Here is a 23511-nt window from a genome sequence, read left to right on the forward strand (position 1 = left end):
CAAGCTGTCCATAGAGCCATTCCAGGAAAAGTGTGTACGGTCTTCCCGGGAAAGCGCGCAGCGCTTTCCCTGGGGAATTGCGCAAAAACAAAGAGATAGCGCGGCTCGCCGTTTCCGCGAAATGGTGAACCGCTCCAGGGCCGGCATGGTTGCGGGCGTCCCGCAAGGCGATTAGGGCGCAAACGCCAAAATACAGCAGCGCGTGTCCTTTTATGCGCGCCGGCGACGCTGTAGTACTTTGTCCCTGCGCAGGATTGCTTCGAAGCAAGGCCGGCGCGACAAGAACAGACCCCGCTTTGGGAATTCAATGCTGGACGGGCCGGCCTGGTTGGCCGGCGCGAGGAGGAAAACGGACACATGGCTGACAGCGGTGCGAAGACGGAAACGGCGGGCGAGACCTTGCCGCTGTTCTATTCCAGGCCCGAGGCGCTCAATCCGGCGCGGCACGGCTCGCTCGGCCTGACGGCGCGCAGCGATTTCTCCTTCGCCCGCTCGGCGCATGCCATCCCTGTGGTGGCCTCGGAAATGCCGGCGGCGATGCGCTCCTACCCAATCGTTTTCATCGGCGCCGCCAAGGCGCCCGTCATCATCACCGGCCTGCGCCAGGACGAGAACCTGTTCGTCGACGCCGACGGCAACTGGGCCGGGCCGCACTACATCCCCGCCTATGTCCGCCGCTATCCCTTCATTCTCGCCGACGATCCCAAGCAGCCCGGCCGGCTGACGCTGTGCGTCGACCGGGCGAGCGAGCGCGTCATCGACCAGCTGCTGGCGCCGTTCCGCGACGACAAGGTGCTGCCGTTCTTCAGCGGCAACGAGGCGACCGAGGCGACGAAGCAGGCGCTCGCCTTCTGCAACCAGTTCCAGATCGACTTCAGGGCGACCCGCGAGATGGTCGACAAGATCGACGCGCATGCCCTGTTCGCGCCGCGCCAGAGCAAGGTGACGCTGGAAGGAGGCGAGGTGCTGAACCTCACCGATTTCCAGGTGATAGACGAGGCTGCCTTCAACAGATTGAGCGACGAGGCCTTCCTCGACCTGAGAAAGTCAGGCGCGCTCAGCCTGCTCTACTGCCACCTTGCTTCGACCAACAGCTGGACGTCGCTGGTGCATCAGGCGTCGCTGCGCAAGACGGAGGGGGCGAAGAGCGCCTGAACAACCCACGCCGCGATCCTTCGCGGCGCGGCTGGGGAACAAGGTTCGGTGCTAAGCCGCGGCCCGCCTGTCGTGCCGCCCTTCCCTGATCTCCTCCGTGAGCTTGTCGCAGAAGGCCTCGAGATCGCCGGGATTGCGACTGGTGACCAGCCCCTGGTCGGTGACGACCTCGCTGTCTTGCCACAGGCCGCCGGCATTGATCACGTCGGTCTTGATCGACTTGTAGGATGTGACGCGGCGGGCTTTGATGATCCCGGTCTCGACCAGAAGCCAGGGCGCATGGCAGATCGCGCCGACGACCTTGTTGGCCGACCAGAACGAACTGATGAAATCCAGCGCCTTGCGCTCGACCCGCAAGAGGTCGGGATTGATGACGCCGCCGGGCAGAACGATCGCATCGTAGGCATCGGCGCGGGCCTCGTCCAAGGTCTTGTCGACCGGAACTTCGCGGCCCCAATCCTTGTGGTCCCAGCCCTTGATCTTGCCGCTTTCGAGCGACACGATTTCGACCTCGGCGCCGGCCTGGCGCAGCTTGTTCAGCGGTACCTCAAGCTCGGACTGTTCAAAACCATTCGTCGCAAGGATGGCGACGCGCTTGCCGGAAATATCCTGCATCGTTTTTCTCCATGATTGGATTGGATGCAGGGCTAACGAGCCTGAACCGGTACCGTTCCTCGCTGTAACCTTATGTGACCGGAGGGATCTGTGGTGCGCTGTACTGCACCACGGGTCTCCTTTCCTCATCAGCTCTCCTTAGTGAAGGACTGTTACCCTTTTCGTGTCTCAGACTCGGGGTGCACTACGAAATTCTGCTCGCGGATCGCAGCCGCGCGGCAAACGTACAGGCCGCCCCCCGCACCCGGTTTTCTTCCTAGAAGCGGGGCAGGCAGGGCGGCCCTTCATACCAGCGGCTTACTCGATGACGCGGGCTTCACCGACATCTGCGGCCGACGGATCCAGCCCGTAAGCCTTGAGCGCTTCGGCGATAGCCCCGTTCTTCCGGTAGACATCGAGCGAAGCGTCAACCGCCTTAACGAAGCCCTCATTGCTCTTGTCCAGCAGGAAGGCGGTCTGCGACGGGTTCATGGTCGCATCGATGCGCGGATCCGGCTTCAGGACATGCACCTTGTAGTTCTGCCCTTCGTTCTGAATGACAGCGGAGCCGAAGCCGTCGAGCGCCGCCTCAATACGACCGGCATGAAGGTCCTGAGCGAGGTTCAGCGACGACGGATAGGTCTTGGAGCCTTCGTAGAGCTTCTCCATGTCCTGGACCCACAGATATCCTTCCACGGTGCCGACCTTCTTGCCCAGCAGACCGTCGACGGTATCAATGCCGTTGGTCGAGGTGACGGACAGTTGGTCGAGATAGACCGGCGTGGACAGAGCGACGACCTTCGCGCGGGCGGCGGTACGATAGAAGCCGCCAAGCGCGATGTCCGCGCGCCGCGACTGAACTGCGGAAACCGCGCCTGGATATGTGAATATCTCATAAGCGATCTCCAGGCAGTTCTCCTTGGCAAAACGCTTCACGAGATCGCCGTCGATACCCGCGATGCCGCCGTCTTTTTCGAGCGAATACGGAGCGGTGTTGGTGAGCGCGACGGTGAGTTTGCCCGCCGACACGGTTTCGAAAGCATGCTGCGGCTTGCAATCCTGTGCGGACGCGACGCTGGCACCCAAGGCCGTGGCAATGGCTGCGGCCGAGATGATCTTACTCCAATTTTTCACTTTGCTCTCCTCTGACATTGATGGTTTTTGATTGCAGGTCAGCCGAGATGGCTGCCCAGCCTACGTTCGGTGTACGAGACCAGCCACCCGAACGGGACGGTGATGGCGAGGTAGAACAGGCCCGCCAGGATCAGGACATCGAGGTAGAGGTAGGTGGCCGCACCCACGCGATAGGCGCGCGCCAGAAGTTCGGGGATGGCGATCGTGTATGTAAGGGCCGTCGCCTGGAAGATGAGAATGGCAAAGCCCATCAGCGCGGGTATTGCGAACAGGATTCCCTGGGGGACCACCACGAAGCGCAGGATGTCCCGGCGGGTCATGCCGAGCGCCAAGCCCGCCTCGATCTCACAATGCGGAACCGCGTTCAGACCGGCCCGAAGGATCTCGCTGGTGTAGGCGCCTGTCGTTAGCGCCAACGCAATCACGCCAGAGGTGAAGGCACTTACGGTCATCCCCGAAGCAGGCAATCCATAGTAGACCATCTGCAGGACGACGAGTGCAGGCGCGCCGCGCCCGATCTCGACCAGTACCACCGCGAAATAGCGGACGAGCCTGTTTCCAGAGGAGGAGGCAAGCGCAAGAACGAGACCGATAGGCAATCCGAACAGCAGCGCCAGGCCCGCCAACTGGAGACTGACAAGAACTCCTTGGAAAAGCTGGGGGGACCAGTCCAGCCAGTTGGCCAGCATCTCGCTCATTTCGCTTGCCCTCTTGAGCGCAGCCGCTCGTCCACGGCGCGTGCCAACACGACAATGGGTATCGACAGCGCGATGTAGAGAAGCGCAGCGAAAATGAACGGCATGAAGCTGCCGCCTCCGCCTTGGGCCTGCTGCGATGCGTACATCATCACGTCGCGGACACCGATCGTGGAGGCCACGGTCGTGTCTTTGAGCAGGCTGACAAGAAAGGTCGCCATGGGCGGAACCGAGACGCGCAGGACCTGCGGCGCCAGGATGTAGCGCAGCGTATCCAGGCGCGTCATACCGAGCGCCGTGGACGCCTCCCGCTGGCCCTTCGAGAGGGCCAGGAAGCCACCCCTGTAGATTTCAGCGAGATAGGCCGTTGATACCAGCCCCATACCCAGGATGGCAGCCTGATAGGAACTGAGAACGATCACTCCGCTGCCCAATCCGAAGAAGATAATGAACAGCCAGACGATCGGCGGGATTCCCCGGACAACGTCGATGTATATGCGCGCCGGCATGCTTAGAAGGAGCCACCGGGAACGTCGCATCAGCACCAGCGGCACGGCTGCGATGGCCCCGACTGCGAAAGCGCCGAAGGTCACCAGCAGCGTGGCCGGAACGCCTCTGAGCAGTGAAACCAGCAGGTCGATCATCTGCGATCGACCACGGCACGGAAGAACTGCCGCGTGCGCGGCGACGACGGGTTGCGGATCACGGCATCAGGCGGACCCTGCTCGATGATCTCTCCATTGGCCATGACGATCACGCGGTCGGCGACGTCTGCGGCAAAGGCGATCTCGTGCGTGACGATGATCATTGTCATGCCTTCCTGGGCGAGCTCGCGCATCACGGCCAACACCTCAAGCCCGAGTTCGGGATCCAGGGCGCTCGTGGGTTCGTCGAAGAGCATCACCTTGGGGTCAAGAGCCAGGGCGCGTGCGATCGCGATACGCTGCTGCTGGCCACCCGACAGGCGCGCCGGGTAGGAGTGCGCCTTGTCCGTAAGGTGTACGCGTTCGAGCAATTGGGCGGTGCGCGCGTCCGCCTGCTCCCTGGTGCGCCCCAGAACCCGCATCTGCGGCAGCGAAATGTTGCGCTGCACGGTCATGTGCGGAAACAGGTTGAAGGACTGGAAAACCATCCCGGTGGAACGTCGGAGCCTCAACAGCTCTCCGGCGGACAGATTGCGGTCGACCGAAAACCGGATGGCGCCCACTTCGAGGGTACCGGATGACGGCTGTTCGAGCATGTTGATCGCACGCAGCAGCGTGCTCTTCCCCGCGCCGCTGGGTCCGACGATCGCCACGACCTCGCCGCGCGTAATGTCGAGCGAGACGTTTTTCACGGCGTGATGGCCGCCATAGATCACGTTGATGTTCTTGATGCGGACGATGTTTTCTGCCTCGGGCATGGCTTCTTTGTCCTTGCGCTAACGCCGGTGTCCTACTGGTCAAGCCGCCGCAGTATGTACGGCGGGGACGTTTCTTTCCGGCGTTGGAGCGAGACTCTCGGTGCCTGGGATCGATGCGGGAGAGCCCTTGAGCACCCAGTCCGCGACGATCAGGCCTATCACCGGCGCGAGCTGGATCCCGTAGCCGCCCGCACCGGCCGCGGTGATCAGACCGGGCTCGGACTGATCGACTGGTCCGACATGGGGACGGTGGTCGGCGGTGACAGGGTAGAGGCCTGCCCAGCCCCGGCCGAGCCGGGCGCCCGGCAGATCAGGCACGCGCTCGATCAGCATCTCGGCCAGCATGACCTTGGACCCTTCCTCGCACTGCTCGTTGTAATTGTCCGGATCCTCGGGCGAGGGCGAACTTACCTTGTGTATCTCGGCGATGAGCTCGCTCGCTTTCTCGTGCCGAAAGTTGAGTCCGGTGCCCTGCCCGTTCACCAGATCCATGACCATCGGCATTGTGTAGGGGAGCGGCGCGTCCAGGTGGATTGTCAGCGCCTCGTGGCGCTCGGGGTGGATGTGAAGCGTCTGTCCAAGCATCTCGGCAACGCGTGGCGCCCAGGCGCCTGCCGCGTTCACGACGAAGTCGCAGCCGATCGGACCCTTGCTGGTGTCCAACCGATAGCCACCGGATGTCCGCGCGACACCAAGCAGCTTGCGGAACTGGAAAACCTCGGAGCCGAGCTTCTTCACCTCTTGCGCCAGCAACGTGCACATTTCGTGGGGATCGAGGAAGCCGTCGTCCGGCCCGAAGATGCCGCCTTCGAGCCCATCTGAACTCAAGTGCGGCACGAGCTGCTGGAGCTCGTTCGCCTGGTAGACCCTGGACCTGAAGCCGGCATCGCGCTGGATCTCCACCGAGCGGGCGAACAGTTCCATCTGCTCGGAGGTGCGCGCCAGACGCAGATAGCCGATAGGGTTGAAGCCGAGACCGAGGCGCTCCTGCCATCGACGGATGCGCTGCACGGATTGCATGCGCAGCTGGATCTCGAACGAATCCGTCAGCTGTGTGCCAACGACGCCGACCGAGCGGCCGCTGGATCCTGACGCAATGGATTGTGCGTCGATGACGGTGACGCGAGCGCCCTGTTCCGCGAGCGCGTGCGCAGAGCACATGCCGAGGGTGCCTGCACCGATGACGACGACGTGAGGAGAAGCTGTCATGTGACTTCCATCTGTTGCTGCGTCGTCCCGTGCCGGATGGATCCGGCGCCGGACGCGCTACGTCATTGCTTCGCCGCGATTGCTGCGAGGGCGCCGTCGATTGCGGAAAGGATTTCGCGTGCGTCTTCCTCGGTCATCGAGGTGGAAAGCGCGAAGAGTCCGTAACTCGCCGAAAGCACGCCGCGGTCGAGCAGACCCTTGTGGAACAGGTCGAGCTTCGTGCGTTCGGACGCACCCGGATAGACCGACCGATAGTCCGTGATCGGCAACGCCGTGAAATGGACTTTGAAGAGCGAGCCGAGACCGACGCACTGCCCGTTGAGGCCGTGGCGAGCAAGCGAGGCCGTGATGCCGTCGCGAAGCAGGCTGCCGATAGCGTCCAGATGCGCGAAGCTGGCCGGGGTCAACGCGCGCATCGCCGCCAGACCGGCTCGCATCGTCACCGGGTTCGCGGTGAAGGTGCCGCCATGCGGCAATGCAGGCTTGCCTCGCGTTGGATCGAACACCGCCATCACGTCGGCGCGGCCGCCGACGGCGCCGACCGGGAACCCTCCGCCGATGATCTTGCCGAGAGCCGTCAGATCGGGCGTGATGCTCCACAGGCCCTGCGCCCCCGAATAGCCAAGGCGGAGCGAGATCACCTCGTCGAAGATCACCAGCGAGCCGGCGGCATGAGCGATCTCGACCATCGCGTCGAGATAGTCCTTCCGCGCGGGAATAAGTCCGGCGCGGTTCGGCATCGGGTCGATCAGAACACCCGCTATCGTGTCGCCATGCGCGTCGAAGACGGCACGCAACGCCTCCGTGTCGTTGAACGGCACCGCGATGACGTCGTCGAGAACTCCCTTCGGCGTGCCTTTCGCGTATGCCGTCGAGGCAGGCATGTCGCCCCAGTTGGCGGGCGAGCTGTCCAGGCTGACTTCCGCGAAATCGTAGGAGCCATGGTAGGCACCTTCGATCTTGACGATCTTCGGCCGTTCGGTGAACGCCCGAGCCGCCTTGATCGCCATCATGACGCCTTCCGTGCCGGAGTTGGCGAAGCGAACCTGCTCGACCGACGGGAGGCGCTCCACCAGCAGTTCAGCAAGATCAAGTTCGCTCTCGGTGGGCGCTCCGAAAGCCGATCCCCGGGGCATCTGGTCCACCACCGCCGCCGTGACGGCGGGATGGCCGTAGCCATGGATCATGGCCGTGAAATTGTTGATGCAGTCGTAGTAGACGTTTCCATCGACGTCCCAGACGCGGCAGCCCTCGCCGCGCTGGGCATAGATCGGAAACGGGTCGATGAAGACCGTTGTCCGGGTGTTCCCTCCCGGCATGACCTTGCGGGCCCGTTCGAACATCTCGCGGGATTTCGACATTGAATCTGGATAGTGGCGCATAATCTTGTAAACCGATGAAGGAGACAGCCTTGGATGGCCGCGGCGAAGAGCGCGACCTCTTTCGATCACCTGGTCATGATCGTGTGGCTCTGCTCGCGCAGGTACTGTGGCAGGAACCACGAGCCGAGACCGCCCTTGCCGCTGACCCCGGTGCCCTTCCAGCCGCAGAATGGCTGCGCGCCTGGCCATGCACCCGTCGTCGCGCCGCTCGCACGGTTGGCGTAGAGAACCCCTGCTTCGGCGGTGTCGAGGAAGTGACGCAACTCTTCCTGGTCGTTGGTAAAGATGCCGGCGGATAGTCCGTAGGCGATGTCGTTGCCCTCTTCGATCGCGGCATCGAGACTATCGAAACCGCGGACGACCACGAAAGGCATGAAGAGTTCGTCGCGGGTCAGCCGGCCCGGACCATCAAGTTCGACGACCGTCGGCAGGACGTAGTTGTCCGCAAAGCCCTGGCCCAGGGCGGCGCCCCCAAAATGCACCTTGCCTTTGCCCTCGACTTCCGACAGCGCGGCATGGAAACGGGCGACTGTGGCGTCGCCATAGACAGGGCCCATAAAAGTCTCGGCGTTGCGAGGATCTCCGACCACCAGCTTTGCGGCGAATGCTACCAGCTTCTCGATGAATTCCGCCTTGACTTTCTCGTCGACATACACGACCGAGCATGCGGAGCACTTCTGGCCTTGCAGGCCGAAAGCGGAGCGCGCCACCCCCTGCGCCGCACGGTCGAGGTCGGCCTTGCTGGTTACGTAGGCGGGGTTCTTGCCACCCATTTCGGCGATGACGGGCTTCATGTGGGGCAGCGTTGCCATATGACGGAAGATGCTCATGCCGGTCTTATGGGAGCCCGTGAATGCAACGCCGTCGATGCCGTTGTCGGTGGCAAGAAGGCGCCCCACCTCTCCATCGCCAAGCACGATGTTGAAAACACCTTCGGGCAATCCCGCCTTGCGAAGCGTTTCGGCAATCAGCAATCCGGTCAGCGCGCAACCCGGCGACGGCTTGTAGACCACCGCATTGCCTGTCAACAGCGCACCCGAGACCATGCCGATCGACAAGGCGAGCGGAAAGTTGAAAGGAGCGATGACCGCGAAGACGCCATAGGGCTTCATGACGCTCGTAGCGGTCTCGTTTTCGACCAACATGTTCATCGGCCGGACGAACCCGTTGTTCGCCTTCATCTCCGATGCGTAGTACTCGACCATGTCGAGGCATTCCTCGGCTTCGCCGACTGCCTCGAGGCGGGACTTTCCGATCTCGTATAGCGCTGCCAAACCAAGGTCATACTTCCGCTCCGCCAGCGCCTCTCGCCAGCGGGCGCCGAATGCAAGGCGATCGTCCAGCGTCGAACGGTTCCAAGCCTTCGCGCCGGCCCGGGCAGCCTGGATCGCCGACTTGACGTCTGACGGGGTTGAAACCGGGAACTTGCCGAGAGAGATCTTCTTGTCGATAGGGCTCAGGATTTCTTTCCGAGCGCCAGTCGCAAACGGCGTCGACCACTCGCGACCCAGTGTGTTCTTCTCGAAATCCGGGATCATTGCGTCGAGGTGAGCGTGAACCGGGGAAAAATCCACTCCGATGTTCGAGTAGGTCACACGCGGGAGTTCAGCCATTTCAAGTTCCTCCGAAAATCGGTATTTAGTCCGATAATCAGGATTTGGCTTGCGAGTCAATCGAGGGGACCATAAAATGGGTATAATACCGAATTTCGGAATTTGCGAGGACATTTCCCGGTTCGGATTGCTAACCGAGCCCGACCGATCGGGGCGTGCGGCCGTTCGGCTATTCCACGCAGCTCCGGGCTCAAGGCGCGGCGGAATAACAAGGGACCGACCTTGCCCCTCATGTCTGTTTTGAACGATAACCTTCTTGCAGTTGCAATTGTCAGATCGGCGTAGGTGCCCTTGAATACGAAATCAAAGAAGCCGAGCGCCAAGGACAGCCCCCTCGAGCGCTACATCTCGATCATGGAGACGGTCGCGCCGTTCGAGCATGGCCTGACGGCGATCGAACTCGAAACGACGCTTGGATTGCCCAAAACCACGATCAACAGGCTGCTGCATGCCTTGATCGAAAGCGGGATGATCACCGCCGAGAGCGTTCGCAATCGGACATACCGTCTCGGCGATCGCCTGTTGCAGCTGCTACAGATGTCTCCGGATAGCGGCTGGCTGACGACGCTCGCGCAGCGACCGCTTCAGGATTTGGCCGACCGCACCGGCCAGTCGGCGTTCCTGTCGAAGTTCGACGGTACCGAAGTGCGCTCGGTCACCTGCGTCGCGCCCGACACTCCGGTCCGGACCTATGTCATGCCGGGCATGGCCATGCCTGTAAATGCGACCGCTTCGGCCAAGGCGATCCTTGCGTTTCATCCGCAGGAGACCGTGAAGAGGATCCTGGCGACGGAGCTGCGCAGCTACACCGATCGGACGAAAACGAAGATCGCGGAGTTGACCAGGGAATTGGCCGACGTTCGGGAGCAGGGTTACGCCATGGACCTGGCCGAGCATGTTCCGGGCCTGGGCTCGATAGCATTTCCGATAAGGCCGACGAGCGGTGAGGTGATATACGCGGTGGGACTTACGGGACCCTACGGTCAGATCATAGAGCAAAACTTCAAGCAGCATTGCGCAGCGCTCGCGGAGGCCGCCCAGCGCATGGCGAAGCTGGCGCAGATGCACGCCTACAACGGATCGGCTATGGCCGCAAAGAATGCCGCCGCGGATCAGCGACAGGGCGGTGCGTGAGCGGCCGGTCACTTGCGCGAAGACACGTCGCGCTTTGAACCGAGAATGTAGTTTCGCGATCTCCGTCTCGACGGCGGCGAATGTCCGGCTCCCACCCTCCGATCCGCGACCTTGATCTTCCATCGACAAGATCATGGGTGGGAACATGCTCTCCTATCTCGAGCGACTTGGACGCTAATTCCCTCCATGGCAGCGCCCTAACGCAGCACTGCCCGCAGTTCAGCTTGGAGTGCACGCAACGGCTCCAGGTAGAGCGCAACGAGATTGCCGACACCCACTTGTGTCGCCGCAACGCCAACGTTCACGGCTGCGATCACCGTCCCGCGCACGGTCATCAACGGCACGGCGATCGAGCGCAATCCGAGCTCGACCTCCTGATCGATCAACGCGAACCCTTGCGTCCGCACCCGCCCCAACTCCGCAAGGATGGTGTCGGGGTCAGTCAAGGTGTGAGCAGTCCGCGCCGGCAGGGCATGGGAAGATAGAAGATGTGCAGCGCGTTCCGGAGGCATGGCTGCCAGGAGCACGCGCCCCATGGAAGTGCAGTATGCCGGAAGCCGCGAGCCGGGCATCAGCGCGATCGACATCACCTTTCGCTGCGCCGCGCGCGCGACGTAAACGACGTCGGTGCCGTCCAGAATCGAGACGGACGAGCTTTCGCCGAGCCGCTCCGAAAGGTCATCCAGCAAAGGCTGCACCAGATGCGGCAGCGGCATGGTTGCCAGACAGGCTGTCCCGAGCCTCAACACGCGCGGAGTGAGCGTGAAGAACTTTCCGTCGTAGTCGGCGTAGCCGAGATGGGAAAGCGTAAGGAGACAGCGTCTGGCTGTCGCCCTGTCGAGACCGGACGCATTCGCGACGTCCGTGATCGACTGCCGTGGCCGTTCCACCGTGAACGTCTCTATGACGGACAACCCCTTGGCCAAGCCACCCATCGTGTCTCGTTCGGAAATGGGCATCCATTCACCTTGTGCGATATGTCAACAAACGAATGATATCGCACAAGCCGGCTTGCCGAAAGATCTCGTCTGCCGATACGTGTGGCGGCGAAATCCATCTTGGTGCCGGGAAAGGCAGGTTACGTGGACAAGACAATCGCGAGCCTCGCGGAAGCAGTGGCAGTCGTCCAAGACGGCATGACCGTCATGATCGGCGGCTTCGGCGGCGCAGGTGCTCCGATAGAGCTGATCCACGCCCTGATTGACCATTTTCGCGCTACCGGCGCCCCGAAAAACCTTACGATCGTCAACAACAATGCAGGGAACGGACGGATCGGCATCGCCGCCATGATCGACAATGGCATGGTCGCCAAGATGATCTGCTCGTTCCCGCGCTCGTCCGATCCGCGGGCATTCACCGAGCGGTACCTCGCCGGGAAAATCGCGCTCGAACTGGTTCCACAGGGGACCCTGGCCGAACGAATCCGCGCCGGTGGCGCGGGCATCCCGGCTTTCTACACGCCGACGAGCTACGGGACCGACCTCGCGGCCGGCAAGCCTGTGGCCGAGTTCGAGGGGCGCCACTATGTGCAGGAACGTTGGCTGAAGGCGGATGTGGCCCTCATCAAGGCGGAACTTGCCGACCCTCATGGTAACCTCACCTACAGGAAGGCGGCACGCAACTTCTCGCCGCTGATGGCGATGGCCGCACGCACGACCGTCGTTCAGGCGCGCCGGATCGTCCAGCCCGGTGCGATTGATCCTGAGCTGGTCGTGACGCCCGGGATCTTCGTGGACCAGGTGATCGAGGTCTCGAACCCGATGCAGGAAGAGACGCTTATCCGCCAAGGGGTCGCATACGCATGACAGTCAAGCTGACCAACGCGCAGATTGCATGGCGCGCCGCGCAGGACATTGAGGACGGCGCTTATGTGAACCTCGGCATAGGCTTTCCCGAGATGGTGGCGAGCTTTCAGCCGCCTGGGCGCCGGGCGATCTTCCACACCGAAAACGGCATCCTCAATTTTGGCGAAGCCCCGGCGGCAGGCGACGAGGACTGGGATCTGATCAATGCGGGCAAGAAGGCGGTCACGCTCAATCCGGGCGCTTCGTTCTTCCACCATGCCGACAGCTTCGCGATGGTGCGTGGCGAACATCTCGACGTTGCCATTCTCGGCGCCTACGAGGTGGCCGAGACCGGTGACCTTGCGAACTGGAGCACAGGACCCAAGGGCATACCAGCGGTCGGTGGTGCCATGGATCTGGTGCACGGAGCAAAACGCGTGGCCGTCATCACCGATCACGTCACCAAGGACGGTCGTCCGAAACTGGTGAAAGCCTGCAGCCTTCCCCTGACCGGCGTGCGCTGCGTGACGAGGGTCTACACGAGCCTTGCGGTCATAGACATCATCGATTGTCGTTTCGTGCTGCGCGAGAAGCTGCTTGCGATGAGCTTCGATGAATTGCAGGCGCTGACCGGCGCAGAGCTTAAGGTCGATGGCGAAATCAAATCCTTGGCGGCACCGGAGCTCTGAATGACCGAGGCCTTCATCTGCGACTACATCCGCACCCCGATCGGCAGGTTTGGCGGTTCGCTGTCCTCGGTCCGGGCCGACGATCTCGGCGCGGTGCCGCTGCGAGCGCTGCGGCACCGCAATCCAGGCCTGGACTGGTCCGCGGTGGATGAGATCATCTTTGGCTGCGCCAACCAGGCAGGCGAGGACAACCGCAATGTCGCGCGCATGTCATCGCTGTTGGCTGGACTGCCGATCGAAGTCCCCGGCAGCACCGTCAACCGCCTGTGCGGTTCTGGAATGGACGCCGTGGGCATCGCTGCACGGGCCATCAAGGCCGGCGAAGCCGACCTGATCATCGCCGGTGGCGTCGAATCCATGAGCCGCGCGCCGTTCGTGCTTCCGAAGGCGGGCGAGGCGTTCTCGCGCAACGCCGAGATTTACGACACCACGATCGGTTGGCGCTTCGTCAATCCATTGATGAAGAAGCAGTACGGCGTCGATTCGATGCCGGAGACGGGTGAAAACGTTGCGGAAGCCTTCAAGGTCAGCCGCGCCGATCAGGATGGCTTCGCCGCACGCAGCCAGGCCAGGACCGCCGCCGCTCAGGAAAATGGCCGGCTCGCGCTGGAGATCACGCCGGTGACTGTGCCCCAGCGCAAAGGCGATGCGATCGTGGTTGATCGCGACGAACATCCACGCGCCGGAACGACAACCGAGTCGCTCGCCAAGCTTGCAGCGCCGTTCAAAAAGGAAGGCGGCACCGTCACCGCGGGCAACGCCTCTGGCGTGAACGACGGCGCGGCAGCGCTGATCATCGCGTCCGAAGCCTCCGTCAAGGCATTCGGGCTCACACCGATCGCCCGGATTCTGGGCGTCGCGACGGCCGGGGTTGCCCCACGGATCATGGGAATCGGTCCGGCTCCGGCGACACGCAAGCTTTGCGCGCGGCTCGGCATCGCGCCTTCGGACTTCGATATCATCGAGCTGAATGAAGCATTTGCCTCCCAAAGCATCGCCGTGCTCCGCGAACTCGGGATCCCCGAGGACGCGGAGCATGTGAACCCGAACGGCGGAGCGATCGCGCTCGGGCACCCGCTTGGGATGTCGGGCATTCGCATCACCGGCACTGCCGCGCTCGAGTTGCGGTCCCGAAAAGCACGACTGGCCCTGGCCACGATGTGCATCGGTGTCGGACAGGGTATCGCGATCGCTCTGGGCAGTGCGTAGCGGAGATGGTGCGACAGTCCGAGTCAGGCGGATTGCATCGATCCGCAGCAAAGCAGCCACGGGTATGGATCGGTTGACGTTTGTCAGCTTGTCGATTCGCTAACAGACCAGAGCTATGGCGAGCCGACAAGATCGTGCCTTGGCTCGCCAAGTCATGGGAGATATCAATGACCTACGCGCAAAAAAGAAGCGCCGCACTAGGCGGCGCTTTCTTTTAATTGCTTAATTCCCCAAGAGGAAACTGGAGCGGGTGAAGCGATTCGAACGCTCGACCCCAACCTTGGCAAGGTTGTGCTCTACCCCTGAGCTACACCCGCTCGCGCGGCTTTGGGCCGCAAGCCGGGCCTATATGGCTGAAGAGCGCGGCGATTGCAACAGGGAAATCGCAGGCTTTTTTCAATGCGCCGGACGAGGCCGGCAAGGCCGCCGGCGGCAGCCGGAAGGATTCGGCGCCGCGTCGCGCGGCGGTCTTGTCTCGACCATGTCATTGGCCCTAAACGGCATGGCTGGAAACCAGCCGAAGACGAGAACCCCATGCCCAGGACCGAAGCCGAGCTCTTTGCCTTTCTTGCCGAACTCGGCATCGCCGTTTCGACGAAACGCCATCCGCCGCTCTATACGGTCGCCGATTCGCAGGCGCTGCGCGGCGGAATCGCCGGCGGCCACACCAAGAACCTGTTCCTGAAGGACAAGAAGGACGCCTTCTTCCTGGTCACGGTCGGCGAGGATGCTGTCGTCGACCTGAAGCAGATCCATCATGTGATCGGCGCCGACGGCCGCGTTTCCTTCGGCAAGCCGGAGATGCTGATGGAGCTTCTGGGCGTCGCCCCGGGCGCAGTCACGGTGTTTGGCCTGATCAACGACACGCAGCACAGGGTCAGGGTCGTGCTCGACGAGGCGCTGATGCGGCATGCGGTGATCAACGCGCATCCGCTGACCAATGAGGCGACGACGTCGATCGCATCGGGCGACCTCGTCAGATTCGTCGAGGCAACCGGGCACGATGCTGCTATCTTGAAAGTCTCGGCATGATCGCCACATGGATGGCGAAACCGGTTTCCAACCAAGGACAGTGCGCCGATCCGCTGGCGCCACCGAAAGGGCGACGACATGAGTGACAACAATCCGTTTGGCGGCTCCTTTGGCAACAGCGGCGGCCAGTATGCCACGACGGTGCAGTATGGCGGCGGCGCGGAACCGCAGAAACCTGCGGCCGGCGCCGCCCCCGCCGGCGACGTCATCAAGGATACGACCACCGCGGCCTTTGCCGCCGATGTCATCCAGGAATCGCGCCGCCAGCCGGTGCTGGTGGATTTCTGGGCGCCGTGGTGCGGGCCGTGCAAGCAGCTGACGCCGCAACTGGAAAAGGCGGTCCGTGCCGCCGGCGGCAAGGTCAAGCTGGTCAAGATGAACATCGACGACCATCCCTCGATCGCCGGCCAGCTCGGCATCCAGTCCATTCCCGCGGTCATCGCCTTCAAGGACGGCCAGCCGGTCGATGGCTTCATGGGCGCCATCCCCGAGAGCCAGATCGCCCAGTTCATCGACAAGGTCGGCGGCAAGGGCAATGGTGCGGCTGATGTAACCGAGGCGCTGGCGGCGGCGGCCGAGGCGCGCGCTGCCGGCGACGTGCAGACGGCGGCCGACATCTATGACGCCGTGCTCGAGCAGGCGCCGGAGACGATCGAGGCGATAGCGGGGCTAGGCGAATTGCTGTTCGAGGCCGGTGATACCGAAGGCGCCGAGGCGATGCTGGCGCGGGCGCCGCAGGCCAAGGCCGATGCGCCGCCGCTGGCCGCGCTGCGCGCCAGGATGACCTTGGCCGCGCAAGCGTCCGAACTCGGCAACCCGGCGGAGTTCGAGCGCCGGCTGGCTGAGAATCCCGGCGACCATCAGGCCCGCTTCGATCTGGCCATGGTCCAGAACGCCAGGGGCGAGCGCGATGCGGCCGCCGACAATCTCCTGGCCATCATCAAGGCTGACCGCGGCTGGAACGAGGACGGCGCCAAGGCGCAATTGCTGCGCTTCTTCGAGGCCTGGGGCATGACCGACGAGGCGACGCTTGCCGCGCGGCGCAAATTGTCGTCGCTGCTGTTTTCCTGAGCCGGCGCGGCCGAATGGTCGCGCGGGGCTTGCACCCGGCGCCGGCCGCGCCAGATAGGACGAATCCGGCCCGCCTTTCCCTCGGGAAGCCAACAACCCCGGGCAGCGACAGGCGGATCGCGGCATGGAGGCGCTTCCCAGGCGAAGCGATCGGAGGAACGAGGTGCAAGCGGGAAACGCTCACTACCGGCTCGCCAGGGATCTGCCGTCGACCATCCCGGTCTTTCCGCTCGAGGGCGCGCTTCTGCTGCCGGGCGGCCGCATGCCGCTCAACATCTTCGAGCCGCGCTACCTGCAGATGGTCGACGAGGCGATCGCCGGCTCACGGCTGATCGGCGTCATCCAGCCCAGCCTCGACGGCGCCTTGCGCGACGATGGCGAGCCGGAACTCTGCAATGTCGGCTGCGCCGGCCGCATCATAGCGCTTTCCGAGACCGGCGACGGCCGCTACCTGATTTCGCTGCAGGGTGTGTGCCGGTTCCGTGTCACCCATGAGCTGACGGTCAAGACGCCGTTCCGCCAAGGCAAGATCGCCCCCTTTCTCGCCGATCTCGACGACGACCAGGCGGCCGCCGAGGTCGACCGGCCGGCGCTGCTGCGGGCGTTCCGCTCCTATCTGCAGGCCAACGACCTGGAGGCCGACTGGGAAAGCGTCAGCCGGGCCGAAAACGCCATGCTGGTCAACGCGCTGTCGATGATGGCGCCCTATGGACCGGCCGAGAAGCAGGCGCTGCTCGAAGCGGCCGATCTCAAGACCCGCGCCGAAACGCTGATCGCCATCACCGAAATGGCGCTGGCGCGCGAGAACGAGGATTTTGGCTCGAGCCTGCAGTAGGATGTTGAGAGAGGGCACGATGGCGGCGGATGGGCGTGACGGAAAGAGAGCGAATGTCGACCCCAGGATGCTGGAGCTGCTGGCTTGCCCGCTGACCAAGGGGCCGCTGGCCTGGGATCCCGAGCGCGGCGAACTGATCTCGCGGGTCGCCAAGCTCGCCTATCCCGTGCGCGACGGCATCCCGATCATGCTGCCTTCGGAGGCACGGAGCATCTCGGCGGAAGACGTGCTGCCGCCGCGGCTGGGCGGGCCGGCCGGCTCGACGTGAAAATTATCAAGGTCGGCATTCTACGGCGCCCCCCTCTGCCCTGCCGGGCATCTCCCCCTCAAGGGGGGGAGATCGAATGTCACCTCCGCCTTCGCCAATCTCCATTGTTGCAGGAATTGGCGGAGCGTTGAAACTGCCAATCTCCCCCTTGAGGGGGCGAGGAGTGGTCCATGAAGTGGACGCAAAGCCAATTGCTTGGCTTTGCGAACGAAGAGCGCCCGAAGCGACAGCGAAGGGCCGGGTCCGGCAGGCCAGAGGGGGGCTCGCCCGCCAGCGTCAAGTTTCGCACCGCTGCGGTGCGGAGACGTCGCGGCATGAATCCTCGCGCCGCGTCGCTTCGCTCCTTGCTCCGCCGGTGGATGACGAAGGCACCGATGTGCCTACTGAAAATTGCGGCCCCTGGGCATGACGCTTTCCGCTTCTTCCGACAGTGTTGCCAAATCCTGCCCGGCCGGTGGGTTCCGCATCGCGGGCCGGCCGGGACGATCCGGATCCTCCCTCGAGGCGTGCCCCTGAGAACCGGCGCCCGGCAAACTGGCCTGGTCGACCTTCTCCAGCAGCACCGTCAGCCAAGGCGTCAGATCCTCGATCTTCTCGGCGACGATGTGGACGACATCCGATTCCGACTGCAATTTGCCGGTGACCTTGACGAAGCGCGCGCCCATGACGATGGGCCGGAAGCGGTCGAAGGTCCGCTGCCAGAAGATGACGTTGGCAACGGCCTCGTCATCCTCCAGCGTCAGGAAGACCGCATTGCCCTTGCCGGGGCGCTGCCGCACCAGAACGAGCCCGGCGACCGAGACGCGCCGTCCGTCCCGCACCGAGCACAGCCTGGCATTGGGCGTCACGCCGGCCCGGTCGAGCCGTTCGCGCAGGAAGGCGACCGGGTGCGCCTTCAAGGACAGGCCAAGCGAGCGGTAATCGTGGATGACATGCTCGCCGAGCGGCATTTTCGGCAGCTTCGTCTCCGGCTCCAGCTCGCGTAGCCGCAGCGCCGGCCGGTCGAAAAGCGGCAGCTTTTCGGCGGCACTCTTGCCGTCGAGGGCGCGCACCGCCCAAAGCGCGGCGCGGCGGTCGAGGCCGAGCGAGCGGAAGGCATCGGCCTGCGCCAGTCTCTCGATCTCGGCGACATTGAGGCCGGAGCGCAGCCAGACATCCCGCACGGATGCGTAGCCTGAACCGCGCCGCTCGACGAAGGCGTCCATGCGCTCCTTGGAAAATCCCTTGATCTGCCTGAAGCCGAGCCGCACCGCGTGCTGCGTCGCGATGACGCCGCGCATTTCGGTATGGCGCGGCAGGATGCGGGCCGGGTCGAAAGCCGCCTGTTCCAGCGTGCAGTCCCAGACCGAGAAATTGACGTCGACCTCGCGGATGTCGACGCCATGGTCGCGCGCATCACGAACAAGCTGGGCCGGCTGGTAAAATCCCATCGGCTGTGAATTCAGGATCGCGGCGCAGAACACGTCGGGATAGAAGGTCTTGAACCAGCAGGAGGCATAGACCAGCAGCGCGAAGGAGGCGGCATGGCTTTCGGGAAAGCCGTATTCGCCAAAACCCTCGATCTGCTTGAAACAGCGTTCGGCGAAATCCCGGGTGTAGCCCTTGCCGACCATGCCGTCGATCATGCGCCGGCGGTAATTGCCGATCGTGCCGGTGCGCTTGAAGGTGGCCATGGCGCGGCGCAACTCGTCGGCCTCGCCAGGCTTGAAGCCACCGGCCACGATGGCGATGTTCATCGCCTGTTCCTGGAACAGAGGAACGCCCAGCGTCTTGTGGAGGATCGCCTCCAGCTCCGGTTTCTGATACTCGGGCTGCTCCTTGCCTTGCCGGCGGCGCAGATAGGGGTGGACCATGTCGCCCTGGATCGGGCCGGGCCGCACGATCGCCACCTCGATGACAAGGTCATAGAATTCTTTTGGCTTGAGACGCGGCAGCATCGACATCTGCGCGCGCGATTCGATCTGGAAGACGCCGATCGTGTCGGCGCGACCGATCATCTTATAGACCTGCTCGTCCTCTTCCGGCAGGGTGGCAAGGACATAGGGCTGCCCGTAAGGGTCTCGCGCCTGCGGATAATGGTCCGTCAGCAGAGTGAAGGCGCGTTTGAGACAAGTCAGCATGCCGAGCGCCAGCACGTCGACCTTGAGGATCTTGACCGCGTCGAGATCATCCTTGTCCCATTCGACCATCTTGCGTTCCTCCATCGCCGTCTTGACGATGGGCACGATCTCGTCGAGCCGGTCCCTGGTGATGACGAAGCCGCCGACATGCTGGGAGAGGTGACGGGGAAAGCCCATGATCTCGTTGGCACGCTCCATCACGTGCCGCGATATGGGGTCGGCGCGATCGAGGCCGCCGGCCCGGGCTTCCTTCTCGCCGAGCTCCGAGGTCGACCAGCCCCAGATCGAGCCGGAGAGCGATGCCCTGACATCCTCGGACAGGCCCATCGCCTTCGACACTTCGCGCAGCGCCGAGCGGCCGCGATAGCTGATGACGGCGGCGGCCAGCGCGGTGCGCTTGGAGCTGTATTTCTCGTAGATATATTGGATGACCGTCTCGCGCTTCTCATGCTCGAAATCGACGTCGATGTCGGGCGGTTCGTTCCTCTCCTCGGAAATGAAGCGTTCGAACAGCGTGTCGATCCGCTCCGGCCCGACCTCGGTGATGCCGAGGCAGAAGCAGACGACCGAATTGGCGGCCGAACCGCGCCCCTGGCAGAGAATATCCTGGCTGCGGGCGAATTTGACGATGTCGTGGACGGTCAGGAAATAACGGGCATAGTTCAGGCGCTCGATGAGCGCGAGCTCTTCCTCGATGCGCCTCGTCACCGATTGCGGCACGCCCGAGGGATAGCGCCTGGCCGCCCCCTCCCGCGCCAACCTTTCCAGCTCCGCCTGCGGGCCGAGCCCTGATTGCGTCGGCTCGTCGGGGTAATTGTACTGAAGGTCGCTGAGCGAGAAGGTCAGCTCCTGCGCGAAGCGCAGCGTTTCGGCCAGTGCCTCCGGGTGCCTGCGGAACAGGCGCGCCATCTCCAGCGGCGGCTTCAGATGGCGCTCGGCATTCGCCGTGAGTTCCAGCCCGACCTCCGAAACGGGAATGTTGAGGCGAATCGCGGTCAGCACGTCCTGCAGCGGGCGCCGCTCGGCCGTGTGGTAGAGGACGTCGTTGGTCGCCATCAAGGGCAGGCCGGCCAGCTCCGCCATCGCCGCCGCCTGCTCGATCCTGAAGCGGTCGTTTCCCGCATAATCGGGCGAAACGCCAAGCCGCAGGTTTTTACCGAAACGGTCCTTGAGCTCGCCAAGCAGGGCTAGTGTGCCCTCGGCCCCCGCCGCCAGGTCGGGCAGGACCGACAGCGACATCAGATCCCCCCATTCGAGAAGGTCGTCGCGCCGCAGAAGGGTCGCGCCCTTTTCGTTCTCCTCGCGCAGATTGGCTTGCGTGAGCATGCGGCACAGATGCCCCCAGCCCTTGCGGTTCCGCGGATAGGCGAGAATATCAGGCGTGTCGTCGCAAAAAACCAGCCGGCTGCCGGGGTGGTAGGCAAGCGTCTCGACCTTGGCCTGCTGCCAGGCGCGCACCACGCCCGCCACCGTGTTGCGGTCGGCGAGCCCGATCGCGGAGAACCCCATGAGCTTGGCCGCGACCACCAGCTCCTCCGGCTTGGAGGCGCCGCGCAGGAACGAGAAATTCGACTGGATGCCGAATTCCGCATAGGGAATGGCGGTCAGCGCGTTCATGCGAAGACCCCGTGCAGGAACCAGCGCGGCGGGATTTCAGAGCCGCCATAGAGACCTTGCCGGTAGAGCCAGTAGCGGCGGCCGTCGGCATCCTCGATGCGGAAATAGTCGCGTGTCGACGCCGCTTCGTCGCTCGAAAATTCACGCCACCATTCCGGCGCGATGCGTTCAGGGCCTTCGGCGCGGGCGACCCTGTAGAGCGCACGCCGCCAGCGGAAATTCAGCGGCGGTCCCTCGGGCATTTCGGTGGCCGGCACCTCAATCGGCTCGGGCGAGCGGAAAAGCCGGATCGGCCGCTCCGGCGGGAAGATGGTCATCGGCGCCTGCATCCTGTCCGGTTTCTTCGGCGGCGTGATGCGGCGCGGGGTTTCCGTGAAGGGGATGGTGGCGACGGCACGCTCGGGCAGATGGCTTTCCACGGCGACCGGCTTGAGAACCGCGCCCTCGCCGAGCCGGGCGCGGATGCGGTCGGCGAACAGCGCGATATCGGCGCCGTCGTCGGTCGTTTCGCCTGTCAGGTCGGCCTGCGGCATGTCGAAGGCCGCCGCCGCCAGCACCGAAAGCCGCACCAGGTCGAAGCCATAGCCGGCATCGATATGCTGCTCGAGGGCGGCCAGCCGCTCATGGAACAATTTCTGGATCAGCCGGGGTTCGCGCATCGGTCGCGACGTGCCGAGCGCGATGCGGCTGACGGCGCCGTCGACGCGGAACAAGAGCAGCGCCAGGCTTCTCGCGCCTTCGCCGCGCCGCTCGAGGTCGATCTTCAGGGTCGTCGCCAGCATGCCCACCAGCCGTTCTATGTCCTCTGTCAGCGTGACGGGCTCGGCCAAATGGCGTTCGACCGAAAGCGGCGCGACGGGCAGGCGCGGCGACACCGCCTCGTCGAGACGGCCGAGCGCCTGGTCGAGGCGCAAGAGCAGGGAGGCACCGAAGCGGCGGGCGAGCGGCGCGCGCGGCGCGGCCATCACCGCGCCCGCCGTGCGCAGGCCAACACTTTCCAGGCTGGCGCGGGTTTCCGGCGCGATGCGTAGCGCCGCCAGCGGCAAGGGCGCCAGGAGCGCTTCCTCCTCGCCGCCGGCAACGATGCGGTCGCCGCAGAACCGCGCCGCCGCCCAGGCGGCGCCGGGTGTCGCGGCAAGGCCGGCACGGACGTCGAAGCCCTGATGGAAGAAGCGCGACAGGATCTCGTCCAGCATGGCGCGTTCGCCGCCGAAAAGATGGGTGCAGCCGGTGACGTCGAGGAACAGGCCGTCGGTCCCGTCGAGCGCCACCAGCGGGGTATAGCGGTCGCACCAGTCCGCAAGGCCTTCGAGCAGGCGCCGGTCGGCTTCGGCATCGGCCTCCATTATGTCGATCGACGGATGCATGGCGCGCGCATCGGCGATGCCCATGCCGGGCTTCAGATGCAGCGCCTCAGCCCGCTCGTCGAGGGCTAAGATGCGCTGCGCGTTGCTGTCGCGATGGCTGATCACCAGCGGCCGGTGATCCGATGGCCGGGAACGCCAGGACCGCCCCAGGCGCTGCCGCAGGATCCGTTCGGCCGCGAGATAGGGAAACCACAGGGACAGGATTCTTTGCTCGTTCTTCCCCAATCCGTCTTTCATCGAATATGCGTTCATCGGGGTTCCACTCCAATATGAATTGTCCTGGCAGGGCCGTGCGGCTCTTGCCGATGCTGATGGTGAAGGCGGGGCGGCCGATCGAGCCGGCAAGCGGCCCGGCGACCGTGTCGCGCGGCCCTGCCGGCGCCGGCGAGACGATGAGGCGGACGGGCGCCGCCGTGGGTTCGGGTTCGGCCGCCTGCCGCAGCAGGAAGACCGGCCGGCCGGCGCTCTGCGCGCGGGCGTGCAGCCGGCGCGTCGCGGTCAGGTCCAGCCGCTGCGGATTGCCGCGGACTTCAAGGATGACGGCGGCGAGCGCCTTCATGCGGGCCGCCTCCTCGGCGACCCACAGCGCATCGGCGAGCCTTGGCGCCTCGGAAAACAGCAATTGCTCCGGCTCGATGCCGAAGGCGGCGTGAAGGCCCCGGGCATAGGGAAAACCCGCTTCGCGAAAAACCTCCTGAGTGCCGATCCACAGCACCGGCAATCGCGGCCCTTGCTTGAGAACCAGGCTGGGCTTGAGAATCAGGCTGGGCTTGAGGATCAGGCTGGGCTTGAGGATCAGGCTGGCGAGCGACAGGGCGAAGCCGGCGACGGCTCCGGCATCGCGGGTCTCGACGCCATGGATTTCGCTTAAGGCCGCTTTCGGCAGGCCACCGCTCAAATCGCCGCCCAAATCGCCACCGAGGGCGGCATCGAGACGGCCGACGCCGGTGCGCAGGAAAGCATCCGGCCTGGCTACGGCGATGCCGCGCCGGACCACGGTGCGGTCCGCGTCGGCCGTGCCGGCGTCGGAAGCCGCGCCGGCCGGCGCCTGCAGGCGCTCGGGCAGCGTTCCCTCGATCTTCGCGATCTGGCGGCGCAGGGCAAAAACAGTCTCCCGCGCCACGGCGGTCATCGCCATGACGGTCAGTGTCCACTCACAATTGTTCCTGTTATGTTCTTATAGATTCCAGAGGCGACCCGA

The 23511-nt window shown here is 64.1% G+C and carries 21 protein-coding genes and 1 tRNA gene; 9 read left to right on the plus strand and 13 right to left on the minus strand.

The window, feature by feature from the left end:
• Positions 1-357: 357 nt before the first annotated feature.
• Positions 358-1155, plus strand: a complete 798-nt coding sequence (locus FJ940_RS02090) for a SapC family protein (protein WP_140655046.1) — start codon at positions 358-360, stop codon at positions 1153-1155.
• A 51-nt stretch (positions 1156-1206) separates the two neighbouring features.
• Here the strand turns inward: FJ940_RS02090 and FJ940_RS02095 are convergent, their stop codons facing one another.
• The 8 genes from FJ940_RS02095 to FJ940_RS02130 all read right to left on the minus strand — a co-directional run bounded on the left by FJ940_RS02095 (position 1207) and on the right by FJ940_RS02130 (position 9298).
• On the minus strand, positions 1207-1770 hold the full coding sequence (locus FJ940_RS02095) for a type 1 glutamine amidotransferase domain-containing protein (RefSeq protein ID WP_140514067.1): 564 nt from the start codon (positions 1768-1770) through the stop codon (positions 1207-1209).
• A 297-nt stretch (positions 1771-2067) separates the two neighbouring features.
• Positions 2068-2901 carry a transporter substrate-binding domain-containing protein gene (locus tag FJ940_RS02100; RefSeq protein WP_140514068.1) on the minus strand — a complete coding sequence of 278 codons (834 nt, stop codon included), beginning with the start codon at positions 2899-2901 and terminating at the stop codon, positions 2068-2070.
• Between the two features lie 20 nt (positions 2902-2921).
• Entirely contained in the window at positions 2922-3581 is a 660-nt protein-coding gene (locus FJ940_RS02105) for an amino acid ABC transporter permease (RefSeq protein WP_140492032.1), read from the minus strand.
• Positions 3578-4222 carry an amino acid ABC transporter permease gene (locus tag FJ940_RS02110; protein ID WP_140514069.1) on the minus strand — a complete coding sequence of 215 codons (645 nt, stop codon included), beginning with the start codon at positions 4220-4222 and terminating at the stop codon, positions 3578-3580. The genes FJ940_RS02105 and FJ940_RS02110 overlap by 4 nt, the downstream gene beginning before the upstream one ends.
• Positions 4219-4980: an amino acid ABC transporter ATP-binding protein gene (locus FJ940_RS02115; protein ID WP_263483292.1), complete on the minus strand. Its 762-nt coding sequence runs from the start codon at positions 4978-4980 to the stop codon at positions 4219-4221. The genes FJ940_RS02110 and FJ940_RS02115 overlap by 4 nt, the downstream gene beginning before the upstream one ends.
• Positions 4981-5019: 39 nt before the next feature.
• Positions 5020-6189, minus strand: a complete 1170-nt coding sequence (locus tag FJ940_RS02120; RefSeq protein WP_140514070.1) for an FAD-binding oxidoreductase — start codon at positions 6187-6189, stop codon at positions 5020-5022.
• 62 nt (positions 6190-6251) lie between these two features.
• Positions 6252-7550 (minus strand): aspartate aminotransferase family protein, encoded by a 1299-nt coding sequence (locus tag FJ940_RS02125; protein ID WP_246670966.1) that lies wholly within the window; start codon positions 7548-7550, stop codon positions 6252-6254.
• An 86-nt stretch (positions 7551-7636) separates the two neighbouring features.
• The gene (locus tag FJ940_RS02130) at positions 7637-9298 is read right to left on the minus strand and encodes an aldehyde dehydrogenase family protein (RefSeq protein ID WP_210242421.1); all 1662 of its coding nucleotides are present in this window, start codon (positions 9296-9298) and stop codon (positions 7637-7639) included.
• Positions 9299-9475: 177 nt separating this feature from the next.
• On the opposite strand from FJ940_RS02130, the gene FJ940_RS02135 reads away from it, so the two are divergent.
• Positions 9476-10318, plus strand: a complete 843-nt coding sequence (locus FJ940_RS02135) for an IclR family transcriptional regulator (protein ID WP_140559189.1) — start codon at positions 9476-9478, stop codon at positions 10316-10318.
• A 197-nt stretch (positions 10319-10515) separates the two neighbouring features.
• Here the strand turns inward: FJ940_RS02135 and FJ940_RS02140 are convergent, their stop codons facing one another.
• A complete protein-coding gene (locus FJ940_RS02140; RefSeq protein WP_140492012.1) occupies positions 10516-11277 on the minus strand; it encodes an IclR family transcriptional regulator C-terminal domain-containing protein in 762 nt (253 codons plus the stop codon).
• A 123-nt stretch (positions 11278-11400) separates the two neighbouring features.
• Here FJ940_RS02140 and FJ940_RS02145 point away from each other — a divergent pair, with 123 nt between their 5' ends.
• The 3 genes from FJ940_RS02145 to pcaF are packed head-to-tail and all read left to right on the plus strand — an operon-like array spanning position 11401 to position 14000.
• Complete coding sequence (locus tag FJ940_RS02145; protein WP_140559188.1) at positions 11401-12123, plus strand: 3-oxoacid CoA-transferase subunit A; 723 nt, start codon at positions 11401-11403, stop codon at positions 12121-12123.
• Complete coding sequence (locus FJ940_RS02150) at positions 12120-12791, plus strand: 3-oxoacid CoA-transferase subunit B (RefSeq protein ID WP_140580235.1); 672 nt, start codon at positions 12120-12122, stop codon at positions 12789-12791. Before FJ940_RS02145 ends, FJ940_RS02150 begins: the two co-directional genes overlap by 4 nt.
• A complete protein-coding gene (gene pcaF, locus FJ940_RS02155) occupies positions 12792-14000 on the plus strand; it encodes a 3-oxoadipyl-CoA thiolase (RefSeq protein WP_140655055.1) in 1209 nt (402 codons plus the stop codon).
• A 242-nt stretch (positions 14001-14242) separates the two neighbouring features.
• Here the strand turns inward: pcaF and FJ940_RS02160 are convergent.
• A tRNA-Gly gene (locus FJ940_RS02160) sits at positions 14243-14317 on the minus strand.
• Positions 14318-14534: 217 nt separating this feature from the next.
• On the opposite strand from FJ940_RS02160, the gene FJ940_RS02165 reads away from it, so the two are divergent.
• The 4 genes from FJ940_RS02165 (at position 14535) to FJ940_RS02180 (ending at position 17206) form a co-directional block, all read left to right on the plus strand.
• Entirely contained in the window at positions 14535-15032 is a 498-nt protein-coding gene (locus FJ940_RS02165; RefSeq protein WP_140655058.1) for a prolyl-tRNA synthetase associated domain-containing protein, read from the plus strand.
• Between the two features lie 78 nt (positions 15033-15110).
• On the plus strand, positions 15111-16103 hold the full coding sequence (gene trxA, locus FJ940_RS02170; RefSeq protein ID WP_140563882.1) for a thioredoxin: 993 nt from the start codon (positions 15111-15113) through the stop codon (positions 16101-16103).
• 163 nt (positions 16104-16266) lie between these two features.
• Positions 16267-16938, plus strand: a complete 672-nt coding sequence (locus tag FJ940_RS02175) for an LON peptidase substrate-binding domain-containing protein (RefSeq protein ID WP_140514078.1) — start codon at positions 16267-16269, stop codon at positions 16936-16938.
• Positions 16939-16957: 19 nt separating this feature from the next.
• Entirely contained in the window at positions 16958-17206 is a 249-nt protein-coding gene (locus FJ940_RS02180; protein WP_140514079.1) for a Trm112 family protein, read from the plus strand.
• Between the two features lie 380 nt (positions 17207-17586).
• Here FJ940_RS02180 and FJ940_RS02190 read toward each other — a convergent pair whose 3' ends face one another.
• From FJ940_RS02190 to FJ940_RS28655, 3 genes are read right to left on the minus strand one after another with little or no spacing between them, the layout of a single operon-like run.
• Positions 17587-20943, minus strand: coding sequence for an error-prone DNA polymerase (locus tag FJ940_RS02190; protein ID WP_140655061.1), 3357 nt, complete (start codon positions 20941-20943; stop codon positions 17587-17589).
• A complete protein-coding gene (locus FJ940_RS02195; RefSeq protein WP_140554750.1) occupies positions 20940-22415 on the minus strand; it encodes a DUF6504 family protein in 1476 nt (491 codons plus the stop codon). The genes FJ940_RS02190 and FJ940_RS02195 overlap by 4 nt, the downstream gene beginning before the upstream one ends.
• On the minus strand, positions 22357-23448 hold the full coding sequence (locus tag FJ940_RS28655) for a hypothetical protein (RefSeq protein ID WP_140655064.1): 1092 nt from the start codon (positions 23446-23448) through the stop codon (positions 22357-22359). The genes FJ940_RS02195 and FJ940_RS28655 overlap by 59 nt, the downstream gene beginning before the upstream one ends.
• Positions 23449-23511: the final 63 nt, after the last annotated feature.

Origin of the sequence: Mesorhizobium sp. B2-3-7 (assembly GCF_006442695.1) — a bacterium.
Lineage (GTDB): Bacteria > Pseudomonadota > Alphaproteobacteria > Rhizobiales > Rhizobiaceae > Mesorhizobium.

What these genes read in the sequence shown, in the direction of transcription:
- FJ940_RS02105 (WP_140492032.1), bottom strand. Translation starts at nt 3,581, where the DNA reads ATGAGCGAGATGCTGGCCAACTGGCTGGACTGGTCCCCCCAGCTTTTC.
- FJ940_RS02100 (WP_140514068.1), bottom strand. Translation starts at nt 2,901, where the DNA reads ATGTCAGAGGAGAGCAAAGTGAAAAATTGGAGTAAGATCATCTCGGCC.
- FJ940_RS02090 (WP_140655046.1), top strand. Translation starts at nt 358, where the DNA reads ATGGCTGACAGCGGTGCGAAGACGGAAACGGCGGGCGAGACCTTGCCG.
- FJ940_RS02110 (WP_140514069.1), bottom strand. Translation starts at nt 4,222, where the DNA reads ATGATCGACCTGCTGGTTTCACTGCTCAGAGGCGTTCCGGCCACGCTG.
- FJ940_RS02140 (WP_140492012.1), bottom strand. Translation starts at nt 11,277, where the DNA reads ATGCCCATTTCCGAACGAGACACGATGGGTGGCTTGGCCAAGGGGTTG.
- trxA (WP_140563882.1), top strand. Translation starts at nt 15,111, where the DNA reads ATGAGTGACAACAATCCGTTTGGCGGCTCCTTTGGCAACAGCGGCGGC.
- FJ940_RS02095 (WP_140514067.1), bottom strand. Translation starts at nt 1,770, where the DNA reads ATGCAGGATATTTCCGGCAAGCGCGTCGCCATCCTTGCGACGAATGGT.
- FJ940_RS02180 (WP_140514079.1), top strand. Translation starts at nt 16,958, where the DNA reads ATGGCGGCGGATGGGCGTGACGGAAAGAGAGCGAATGTCGACCCCAGG.
- FJ940_RS02115 (WP_263483292.1), bottom strand. Translation starts at nt 4,980, where the DNA reads ATGCCCGAGGCAGAAAACATCGTCCGCATCAAGAACATCAACGTGATC.
- FJ940_RS02150 (WP_140580235.1), top strand. Translation starts at nt 12,120, where the DNA reads ATGACAGTCAAGCTGACCAACGCGCAGATTGCATGGCGCGCCGCGCAG.
- FJ940_RS02165 (WP_140655058.1), top strand. Translation starts at nt 14,535, where the DNA reads ATGCCCAGGACCGAAGCCGAGCTCTTTGCCTTTCTTGCCGAACTCGGC.
- FJ940_RS02190 (WP_140655061.1), bottom strand. Translation starts at nt 20,943, where the DNA reads ATGAACGCGCTGACCGCCATTCCCTATGCGGAATTCGGCATCCAGTCG.
- FJ940_RS02125 (WP_246670966.1), bottom strand. Translation starts at nt 7,550, where the DNA reads ATGTCGAAATCCCGCGAGATGTTCGAACGGGCCCGCAAGGTCATGCCG.
- FJ940_RS28655 (WP_140655064.1), bottom strand. Translation starts at nt 23,448, where the DNA reads ATGGCGATGACCGCCGTGGCGCGGGAGACTGTTTTTGCCCTGCGCCGC.
- pcaF (WP_140655055.1), top strand. Translation starts at nt 12,792, where the DNA reads ATGACCGAGGCCTTCATCTGCGACTACATCCGCACCCCGATCGGCAGG.
- FJ940_RS02120 (WP_140514070.1), bottom strand. Translation starts at nt 6,189, where the DNA reads ATGACAGCTTCTCCTCACGTCGTCGTCATCGGTGCAGGCACCCTCGGC.
- FJ940_RS02130 (WP_210242421.1), bottom strand. Translation starts at nt 9,298, where the DNA reads ATGTCCTCGCAAATTCCGAAATTCGGTATTATACCCATTTTATGGTCC.